This is a genomic window from Streptomyces sp. SID5910, from assembly GCF_009862125.1.
Lineage (GTDB): Bacteria > Actinomycetota > Actinomycetes > Streptomycetales > Streptomycetaceae > Streptomyces.
This window is the reverse complement of record NZ_WWHX01000817.1, coordinates 1-9,340: the sequence shown is the minus strand read 5'-3', so window position 1 is coordinate 9,340 and position 9,340 is coordinate 1. Positions and strand designations below refer to the sequence as shown.

General features: G+C 71.3%; 10 protein-coding genes. 5 read left to right on the top strand and 5 right to left on the bottom strand.

The annotated features are described in order from the left end of the window. Positions 1-87: 87 nt before the first annotated feature. The 5 genes from GTW67_RS28825 to folE all read left to right on the top strand — a co-directional run bounded on the left by GTW67_RS28825 (position 88) and on the right by folE (position 6,041). Entirely contained in the window at positions 88-1,215 is a 1,128-nt protein-coding gene (locus GTW67_RS28825) for an Rv3626c family coenzyme F420 biosynthesis-associated protein (RefSeq protein ID WP_161167691.1), read from the top strand. Between the two features lie 192 nt (positions 1,216-1,407). Beyond that, positions 1,408-2,466: a tRNA lysidine(34) synthetase TilS gene (tilS, locus tag GTW67_RS28820; protein ID WP_161167690.1), complete on the top strand. Its 1,059-nt coding sequence runs from the start codon at positions 1,408-1,410 to the stop codon at positions 2,464-2,466. A 94-nt stretch (positions 2,467-2,560) separates the two neighbouring features. Beyond that, positions 2,561-3,100 carry a hypoxanthine phosphoribosyltransferase gene (gene hpt, locus GTW67_RS28815; RefSeq protein ID WP_237519076.1) on the top strand — a complete coding sequence of 180 codons (540 nt, stop codon included), beginning with the start codon at positions 2,561-2,563 and terminating at the stop codon, positions 3,098-3,100. Positions 3,101-3,274: 174 nt separating this feature from the next. Then, entirely contained in the window at positions 3,275-5,314 is a 2,040-nt protein-coding gene (gene ftsH / locus GTW67_RS28810) for an ATP-dependent zinc metalloprotease FtsH (protein WP_161167689.1), read from the top strand. A gap of 121 nt (positions 5,315-5,435) precedes the next feature. Continuing rightward, positions 5,436-6,041, top strand: coding sequence for a GTP cyclohydrolase I FolE (folE, locus tag GTW67_RS28805; protein WP_161167688.1), 606 nt, complete (start codon positions 5,436-5,438; stop codon positions 6,039-6,041). A 35-nt stretch (positions 6,042-6,076) separates the two neighbouring features. On the opposite strand, the gene GTW67_RS28800 is transcribed toward folE, so the two are convergent. From GTW67_RS28800 to folP, 5 genes are all read right to left on the bottom strand, one after another. Further along, positions 6,077-6,562, bottom strand: a complete 486-nt coding sequence (locus GTW67_RS28800; protein ID WP_161167687.1) for a DUF3180 family protein — start codon at positions 6,560-6,562, stop codon at positions 6,077-6,079. A 59-nt stretch (positions 6,563-6,621) separates the two neighbouring features. Next, the gene (gene folK / locus GTW67_RS28795) at positions 6,622-7,233 is read right to left on the bottom strand and encodes a 2-amino-4-hydroxy-6-hydroxymethyldihydropteridine diphosphokinase (protein ID WP_161167686.1); all 612 of its coding nucleotides are present in this window, start codon (positions 7,231-7,233) and stop codon (positions 6,622-6,624) included. Beyond that, entirely contained in the window at positions 7,230-7,589 is a 360-nt protein-coding gene (folB, locus tag GTW67_RS28790) for a dihydroneopterin aldolase (protein WP_161167685.1), read from the bottom strand. Before folB ends, folK begins: the two co-directional genes overlap by 4 nt. 237 nt (positions 7,590-7,826) lie before the next feature. Continuing rightward, complete coding sequence (locus GTW67_RS28785) at positions 7,827-8,339, bottom strand: nuclear transport factor 2 family protein (RefSeq protein WP_161167684.1); 513 nt, start codon at positions 8,337-8,339, stop codon at positions 7,827-7,829. Then, complete coding sequence (gene folP, locus GTW67_RS28780; RefSeq protein ID WP_161167683.1) at positions 8,336-9,199, bottom strand: dihydropteroate synthase; 864 nt, start codon at positions 9,197-9,199, stop codon at positions 8,336-8,338. The genes GTW67_RS28785 and folP overlap by 4 nt, the downstream gene beginning before the upstream one ends. Positions 9,200-9,340: the final 141 nt, after the last annotated feature.

Below are 9,340 nucleotides of genomic sequence, written 5' to 3'. Positions count from 1 at the left end.
GTTCACCCACAGGCACGCCCCACCCGGTCCCACCCCACCGCCCCGCACAGCCTGCCCCCAGCGGCAGCGCTCACGTACCGTTGAGGAATGACGAGCATCGGCGCAAATTCCGGCATGGTCGACTGGAACCTCGCGGTGGCGACCGCGACCCGGCTCGTACGGCCGGGCCCCGAGGTGAGCCGCGACGAGGCCCGGGCCGTCGTCGCGGAGCTCCGCCGCCACGCCAAAGCCTCGGAGGAACACGTCCGGGGCTTCACTCGTATGGCCACCGACGAGGCCCACGACACCCCCGTCCTCGTCGTCGACCGCCCCGGCTGGGTCCGGGCGAACGTCGCCGGGTTCCGGGAGATCCTCAAGCCCCTGCTGGAGAAGATGCAGGAGCGCCGCGGCGGCTCACCCGGCAGCGCCGTCCTCGGCGCCGTCGGCGGCAAGGTCACCGGCGTCGAGCTGGGCATGCTGCTGTCGTTCCTGTCCTCCCGCGTCCTCGGCCAGTACGAGACCTTCGCCCCGTCCACCCGAGAGCTCCCCGCCGGTGCGAACGGCGGCGGCCGGCTGCTGCTCGTCGCGCCGAACATCGTCCACGTCGAGCGTGAACTCGACGTCGAACCCCACGACTTCCGCCTGTGGGTGTGCCTGCACGAGGAGACGCACCGCACGCAGTTCACCGCCGTGCCCTGGCTGCGCGACCACCTGGAGGGCGAGATCCAGTCGTTCCTCGCGGAGACCGACGTCGACCCCATGACCGTGCTGGAGCGGGTCCGCGAGGCCGCCCAGACGCTCGCCGGGGGCCGCCCCGAGGGCGAGGAGGACGACGGCGGCCGCTCCCTCGTCGAGCTGGTGCAGACCCCCGCCCAGCGCGAGGTCCTCGGCCGCCTCACCGCCGTGATGTCCCTGCTGGAGGGCCACGCCGACTTCGTGATGGACGGCGTCGGCCCGTCGGTCGTGCCGAGCGTCGGGGAGATCCGCGAGAAGTTCCAGCAGCGCCGCGCCAAGGGCGCCTCCCGCCTCGACATGGCCCTGCGCAAGCTGCTCGGCCTGGACGCCAAGCTCCGCCAGTACCGGGACGGCGAACGCTTCGTGCGGGCCGTCGTCGACGAGTGCGGCATGGACGGCTTCAACCGCGTGTGGACCTCGCCCAACACGCTCCCCACCAAGTCGGAGATCGCCAAACCCGCGGAGTGGATCGCGCGGGTGCACCGCAAGCCGGAGTCATGAGCCCCGGGGGAGGGACGTGAAACGAATCCGGCCGACGGCAGGCGAACGCCCCTTCAATCACCCGTCCGAGGGACCGTGAGCCCTCGGCAGGCGTGCGATGCTCGGGGAACGCCCCGTTTCTGTCACCATCTAGGCACTCTGCGTGACCGAACCTCGGCTCACCCCCCGAAAACTTCATGAAGGGCACCGGACATGGGTCCCCATCCTGCGGTCGCGGCGATACGCCTGGCGGTCCGCCGCGTCCTCCACGACATCCTCACCGAACTGAACAGCACGGCCGGCGTCCCCGCCGCGACGGCCGCCGGGCGCACGCCGGAGCGCGCGCCCGTACTCCCGGCGGCACCGCTCGTCCTCGTGGCGTGCTCCGGCGGCGCCGACTCGATGGCGCTCGCCTCCGCCCTCGCCTTCGAGGCCCCCCGGCTCGGCATCCGCGCCGGCGGCGTCACCGTCGACCACGGCCTTCAGAACGGCTCCGAGCTGCGCGCCGAAGAAGTCGTCCTGCGCCTGCGCGAACTCGGCCTCGACCCCGTCGAGGCGACCGCCGTGACCGTCGGCCGCGAGGGCGGCCCCGAAGCCGCCGCCCGCGACGCACGCTACGCCGCCCTGGACGCCGCCGCCGCCCGCCACGGGGCCGCCGCCGTCCTGCTCGGCCACACCCGCGACGACCAGGCCGAGACCGTCCTGCTGGGCCTCGCCCGCGGCTCCGGCATCCGCTCCCTGTCGGGCATGGCCGCGGTCTCGGGGGCCGGCGGCCGTTACCGGCGCCCCTTCCTCCAGGTCGACCGGCAGACCGCCCGCAAGGCCTGCATGGTCCAGTCGCTGCCCGTCTGGGACGACCCGCACAACGCCGACCCGGCGTACACCCGTTCCCGGCTGCGCCACGAGGGCCTGCCCGCCCTGGAGAAGGCGCTCGGCAAGGGCGTCGTCGAGGCCCTCGCCCGGACGGCCCAGCTCTCCCGGGACGACGCCGACGCCCTCGACACCTGGGCCCGCCAGGCCGAGGCCGGCGTCCGCGACGCCACCGGCGTACTGGAGTGCGCCAAGCTGTACGCCCTGCCGCCCGCCGTACGCCGCAGGATCCTGCGCCGGGCCGCCATCGAGGCCGGTGCCCCGGCCGGTGCGCTGTTCGCCCGCCACATCGAGGAAGTCGACCGGCTGATCACCGGCTGGCGCGGCCAGGGAGCCATCAACCTCCCCGGCAAAGTCGTCGCCCGGCGGCAGGGTGGCAGACTGGTGATTCGGCAAGGCTGAATCCGGACCCTCCCACCGACCCGACCGGGGTCACCAGGGTGAGCCGGAGTGGCCGGTGGGACGACCGAAAGTGATGCGGGTGGACGCGAACGACATGGGTGCCGACCTCGAGAAGGTACTCATCACCAAGGAAGAGATCGACGCGAAGCTGGCCGAGCTGGCCGCGAAGATCGACGCGGAGTACGAGGGCGAGGACCTGCTCATCGTCGGCGTCCTCAAGGGCGCCGTCATGGTCATGGCCGACCTCGCCCGGTCGCTGTCCACCCCCGTCACCATGGACTGGATGGCGGTGTCCTCGTACGGCGCGGGCACCCAGTCCTCCGGGGTGGTGCGGATCCTCAAGGACCTCGACACCGACATCAAGGGCAGGCACGTCCTGATCGTCGAGGACATCATCGACTCCGGCCTGACCCTGTCCTGGCTGATCTCCAACCTCGGCTCGCGCGAGCCCGCCTCGCTCAAGGTGTGCACGCTGCTGCGCAAGCCCGACGCCGCGAAGGTCGCCATCGACGTGGAGTGGGTCGGTTTCGACATCCCCAACGAGTTCGTCGTCGGCTACGGCCTCGACTACGCCGAGAAGTACCGGAACCTGCCGTTCGTCGGTACGCTCGCGCCCCACGTCTACGGTGGCTAGCACAGTCGCGTAGCGCGGACCGGGAACCCCGGCGGCCCCCGCGCCGTTGGAGCATGCAGACGGGACGCCGGCCCTCCTGTGCGGCTTCGGGCCACCAGGCTGGGGTACCGTCAGAAGAACTGTCTTATCAAACTCACTATGGCAGGAGGGACGGGGCGGCACCGCTCCGTGTGGATGGACGTGAAGCGATACTTCCGTGGGCCGGTCATGTGGATCGTGCTGGCCGTCCTTGCCGTGGTCGTGTTGATGCAGGTCGTCGGCTCGTCCGGCGGCTACAAGACGGTGGACACCGGCCAGGTCGTCCAGGCGATCAACGACAACAAGGTCGAGTCGGCCAAGCTCACCACCGGTGACGAGCAGACCATCAAGGTCCAGCTCAAGGATGGCGAGAAGATCAAGGGCAGCTCGAAGATCCAGGCGAGCTACATCGGCGACCAGGGCGTGACCATCGCCGGCACCCTTCAGAACAAGTACCAGGACAAGCAGATCCCCGACGGCTACACCGTGTCGCCGTCCAAGCAGAACGCGTTCGTCGGCATCCTGCTGTCCCTGCTGCCGTTCGTCCTGATCGTGGTCGTCTTCCTGTTCCTGATGAATCAGATGCAGGGCGGCGGCTCCCGGGTCATGAACTTCGGCAAGTCCAAGGCGAAGCTCATCACCAAGGACACCCCGAAGACGACGTTCTCCGACGTCGCCGGGTCGGACGAGGCCGTCGAGGAGCTCCACGAGATCAAGGAGTTCCTCCAGGAGCCGGCGAAGTTCCAGGCCGTCGGCGCCAAGATCCCCAAGGGCGTGCTGCTGTACGGCCCGCCCGGTACCGGCAAGACCCTGCTCGCGCGCGCCGTCGCGGGCGAGGCGGGCGTGCCGTTCTACTCGATCTCCGGTTCCGACTTCGTCGAGATGTTCGTCGGTGTCGGTGCCTCCCGAGTGCGTGACCTGTTCGAGCAGGCCAAGGCGAACGCCCCGGCGATCGTCTTCGTCGACGAGATCGACGCGGTCGGCCGCCACCGCGGCGCCGGCCTCGGCGGCGGTCACGACGAGCGCGAGCAGACGCTGAACCAGCTGCTCGTCGAGATGGACGGCTTCGACGTCAAGGGCGGCGTGATCCTCATCGCCGCGACGAACCGGCCCGACATCCTCGACCCGGCGCTGCTGCGCCCGGGCCGCTTCGACCGGCAGATCGCCGTCGACCGGCCGGACATGCAGGGCCGTCTGGAGATCCTCAAGGTCCACCAGAAGGGCAAGCCGGTCGCTCCGGACGTCGACCTGTCGGCCGTCGCCCGCCGCACCCCCGGCATGACCGGTGCCGATCTGGCCAACGTGCTGAACGAGGCCGCCCTGCTGACGGCCCGCAGCGACCAGAAGCTGATCGACAACCACATGCTGGACGAGGCGATCGACCGTGTGGTCGCGGGCCCGCAGAAGCGGACCCGGATCATGTCGGACAAGGAGAAGAAGATCACCGCGTACCACGAGGGCGGTCACGCCCTGGTCGCGGCGGCCTCACCGAACTCCGACCCCGTCCACAAGATCACCATCCTGTCCAGAGGCCGTGCCCTCGGCTACACGATGGTGCTGCCGGACGAGGACAAGTACTCGACCACGCGCAACGAGATGCTCGACCAGCTCGCCTACATGCTGGGCGGCCGCGCGGCCGAGGAACTGGTCTTCCACGACCCGACGACGGGCGCCGCCAACGACATCGAGAAGGCCACCGGTGTGGCCCGCGCGATGGTCACGCAGTACGGCATGACCGAGCGTCTCGGCGCGATCAAGTTCGGTGGCGACAACACCGAGCCCTTCCTCGGCCGTGAGATGGCGCACCAGCGCGACTACTCGGAAGAGGTCGCCGCGCTGGTCGACGAAGAGGTCAAGAAGCTCATCGAGACGGCGCACAACGAGGCCTGGGAGATCCTGGTCGAGAACCGCGACGTCCTCGACAACCTCGTCCTCGCCCTGCTGGAGAAGGAGACGCTCGGCAAGGAGGAGATCGCCGAGATCTTCGCCACGATCGTCAAGCGTCCGCCCCGGCCCGCCTGGACCGGTTCCTCCCGCCGCACCCCCTCGACCCGTCCGCCGGTGCTCTCCCCCAAGGAGCTCGCGCTGACGAACGGGGCGAACGGTGCGACGGCGGCGATCTCCACCGCCAAGAGCACCACGGCGGAGCCCGCCCCGGCACCGGAGCGAGCCCCGGAGGACCGCCCGGAGAGCTGACCCAGGCCCTCCGCGCGGGCCCGCCAGGCCCGGAATGTATGCCGCGCCCCCCAGGTTCTAGCCTTGGGGGGCGCGGCGTTTCCGTATGCCCGCACGCGAGAACACAGGAACGAGGCACCAGATGACCGACCCCGTGACGCTGGACGGCCAGGACCCGATCGGCGAGTTCGACGAGAAGCGGGCCGAGAACGCCGTACGCGAGCTGCTGATCGCGGTCGGCGAGGACCCGGACCGCGAGGGTCTGCGGGAGACGCCGGCGCGGGTGGCGCGGGCGTACAGGGAGATATTCGCGGGGCTGTGGCAGGAGCCGGAGGACGTCCTGACGACGACCTTCGACCTCGGTCACGACGAGATGGTCCTGGTCAAGGACATCGAGGTGTTCAGCACGTGTGAGCACCACCTGGTCCCGTTCCGGGGCGTGGCCCACGTCGGGTACATCCCGTCCACCAGCGGGAAGATCACCGGCCTGTCCAAGCTCGCCCGCCTCGTGGACGTCTACGCGCGCCGTCCGCAGGTGCAGGAACGTCTCACCACGCAGGTCGCCGACTCCCTGATGGAGATCCTGGAGCCGCGCGGCGTCATCGTCGTCATCGAGTGCGAGCACATGTGCATGTCGATGCGCGGCATCCGCAAGCCCGGCGCGAAGACCATCACCTCGGCCGTGCGCGGTCAGCTGCGCGACTCCGCCACCCGCAACGAGGCGATGAGCCTGATCATGGCGCGCTGAGCGGGAGTGGGGAGTGCCGGGTGCGGGGTGCCCGGTCAGGTGGTCGGGGCCGCGCCCGAGTGGTCGTCGTCGTCCTCGGGGAGCTTGCAGACCCGCTCCAGGAACACCGCGGACGCTATGACGCCGATGCCGGCGAGGACCGAGAAGCCGGCGTAGACGGCCTGGTCGCGGCGGGCGGGAATGTCCAGGTACTCCAGGAGGAAGACCCCCGTCCCGCCGTACATGCCCGCGACCAGGGCGGCCACGAGGGCGCTGGCCTGGCCGAAGACGACCGCGCGGGCCGCCACCAGAGGGTCGACGCCCTTGGCGCCCGGGACGCGGTCCCGCTGCGCCTTCAGGCGGGCCCGGATCGAGAGCGCCGTGGCCAGCAGGACCACGGCGATCAGCGCGAGCACGACGGGGGCGGCGAGGGGGACGCTCGGGAGGGTCCCGATCGAGTTCCACAGGCGGGCGCCCGCCCAGGACAGGACTCCGGCGACGACGAACACGCCGGCCAGCATCCTGATGCGCAACTCTTTCACGGTGCCCCTTCGCTCCCCCGGCTGTCCGGCTCGGACCTCGGTCGTCTCGACCTTAACGACTACTCGGGCAGGTGAAGTTCCAGGTCGGCCCGCGGCGCGACGCCCTCGCGCGTCACCGCGTCCAGCAGACCGGCGACCGGGCCGTGGCCGGGCAGCTGGGCCTCGGGGTCCACGTCGTGCCACGGGGCGAGGACGAACGCACGCTGGTGGGCGCGCGGGTGGGGCAGGGTCAGGTGCGGGTCGTCGGAGACCACGTCGGCGTACGCGACGATGTCGACGTCGAGGGTGCGCGGGCCCCAGCGCTCGTCCCGGACGCGGTGGAAGGCCTCCTCCACGGCGTGCGCCCGCTCCAGGAGCGAGGACGGCGGCAGGGTGGTCTTCAGGACCACGACCGCGTTGAAGTACGCCGGCTGGGTGCCCGGCTCGACGCCCCACGGCTCGGTCTCGTAGACCGGCGAGACGCCCTTGATGCGCACGCCGGGGGTCTCCTCCAGCGCGTCGATCGCGCCCTGGAGGGTCTCCAGGCGGTTGCCGAGGTTGGCGCCGAGGGCGATCACGGCGCGTTTCGGGTTGGACAGCGTGCTGTCGGCCGCGTCCACCCTCTCGACGACCGAGGCGGGCACCGGCTGGACGGTCGGGTCGCTGGGACCGTTGATGAACGGGACACTCATACACGGCTCCGGATGATGGTGACGGTGACGTCGTCGAAGGGCACCGTGATCGGCGCGTCCGGCTTGTGGACGCAGACCTCGACCTCCTCGACCCCTTCGTGCTTCAGGCAGGCCTGCGCGATGCGCTCCGCGAGCGTCTCGACCAGGTTGACGGGCTCGCCCTCGACGACGGCCACGACCTCCTCGGCCACGATGCCGTAGTGCACGGTCTTCGCCAGGTCGTCGTCGGCCGCGGCCGGTCGGGTGTCCAGGCCCAGGACGATGTCCACGAGGAAGGTCTGGCCCTCCTCGCGCTCCTTGGGGAACACACCGTGGTGCCCGCGGGCCTTCAGGCCGCGCAGCGCGACACGATCCACACGAATCACTCCTGCAATCGTCGGTCTCGGCCGGTGCGCACCACGTGCGGGTGGTGCGCCGGCCTCAGTCGAATCTACCCGTGGCCACTGACAGCACCGGGCCGCGGGTGGTGCGGGCCCAGGCGGGCGCCCGGAGGTTTCACCGTGCGTTTGCCCTGGCGGAACCGGTGGATCACGGGCCGGTGGCCGCCCGTGCCCGGTGATCCGTGATTCCGGCCACTTCTCGGCGCCGGCGGATCAGGGCGGTGTGTCCTCGGCGTCCGCGGTGTCCTCGTCGTCGCTCTCCGTCAGGACGGGGGAGGCGTGGTGCGACCAGAGCTTCCAGCCGGCGGGTGTGCGGCGGTAGGCGTTGGTGGCGACCACCAGCTGGCCGACGAGGGGTCCGAGTTCGTCGTCGCCCTCGGGGGCGGGGCCGCCGCTGAGGATGTTCTCCGTGCAGGTCACCAGGGCGGTGTCGCCGGTCACGGAGACGTGCACGTCGGTGAGGAAGAACTGGATGTAGTCGGTGTTCGCCATGATCAGGGCGTACGAGCGGAGGACCTCGCCGCGGCCGGTGAGCACCGGCCAGCCCGGGTGCACGCAGGAGACCACGCCGGCGTCCGCGGGGTCGTGGTACGTCTCGTCGATGCCCAGGTCGGACGGGGTGAGCCAGAGTTCCGAGACCTTCTCGAAGTCGCCCTGCTCCAGGGCCTCGTAGAAGGCGGTGTTCGTCGCCTCCACCTCTTCGACGTCGACGTGCGGGGCGTTCACCGGGCTCCTTCGACCGCGCGGGCGACCCGGACGGCGTCCGCCGTCGCGCGCACCTCGTGCACGCGTACGGCCCACGCGCCGGCGTGCGCCGCGAGGGCGGAGACGGCGGCGGTGGCGGCGTCGCGCTCGCGCGCGGGGGGCGGGGAGGCCTGGGGGCCGGCGAGGACGCGGCCGAGGAAACGCTTGCGGGAGGCGGCGACGAGGAGGGGGTGGCCGAGGGCGAGCAGGCGGTCGAGGTGGGCGAGGAGGACGAGGTCGTGCTCGGCGTCCTTGGAGAAGCCGAGGCCGGGGTCGACGACGATGCGGTCGGGGGTGATGCCGCCGGCCAGGACGGCCTCGATGCGGGTCTGGAGTTCTGCTACGACCTCGGTGACGACGTCGGTGTAGGTGCCGCGGACGTTGCCGCCCTCCAGGAAGCCGCGCCAGTGCATGACGACGAAGGGGGCGTCGGCGTCGGCGACGACCGGGATCATCCGGGGGTCGGCGAGGCCGCCGCTGACGTCGTTGACGAGGGCGGCGCCGGCGGCGAGGGCCTGCTCGGCGACGGAGGCGCGCATGGTGTCGACGGAGACCGTGACGCCCTCGGAGGCCAGGCCGCGGACGACCGGGACGACGCGGCGGAGTTCCTCGTCCTCGTCGACGCGGGTGGCGCCGGGGCGGGTGGACTCGCCGCCGACGTCCACGAGGTCGGCGCCCTCGGCGACGAGGTCGAGGCCGTGCTTGATGGCGGCCGTGGTGTCGAAGAAGCGACCGCCGTCGGAGAAGGAGTCGGGGGTCACGTTGACGACTCCCATGACCGCACAGCGGTCCCATGCGGTCAGTCCCGCCAGGGGGCGGCGGCGGCCGGTCTGCTTGCTCATGTGTTCAGCGTAGGCCCAGTGGGTGGGTGGGTTCGGCGGTGGTGCGGGTGCCTGCGGCGGCCTGTGCGGCTTCGGTCGGGGTGCGCGTAGCGCCTTCGGTTCGGTGGTGGGTCGGGGCCGCGCCGGGGGGTGTCCGTCCTC

What these genes read in the sequence shown, in the direction of transcription:
- GTW67_RS28825 (WP_161167691.1), top strand. Translation starts at nt 88, where the DNA reads ATGACGAGCATCGGCGCAAATTCCGGCATGGTCGACTGGAACCTCGCG.
- tilS (WP_161167690.1), top strand. Translation starts at nt 1,408, where the DNA reads ATGGGTCCCCATCCTGCGGTCGCGGCGATACGCCTGGCGGTCCGCCGC.
- hpt (WP_237519076.1), top strand. Translation starts at nt 2,561, where the DNA reads ATGGGTGCCGACCTCGAGAAGGTACTCATCACCAAGGAAGAGATCGAC.
- ftsH (WP_161167689.1), top strand. Translation starts at nt 3,275, where the DNA reads ATGGACGTGAAGCGATACTTCCGTGGGCCGGTCATGTGGATCGTGCTG.
- folE (WP_161167688.1), top strand. Translation starts at nt 5,436, where the DNA reads ATGACCGACCCCGTGACGCTGGACGGCCAGGACCCGATCGGCGAGTTC.
- folK (WP_161167686.1), bottom strand. Translation starts at nt 7,233, where the DNA reads ATGAGTGTCCCGTTCATCAACGGTCCCAGCGACCCGACCGTCCAGCCG.
- folP (WP_161167683.1), bottom strand. Translation starts at nt 9,199, where the DNA reads ATGAGCAAGCAGACCGGCCGCCGCCGCCCCCTGGCGGGACTGACCGCA.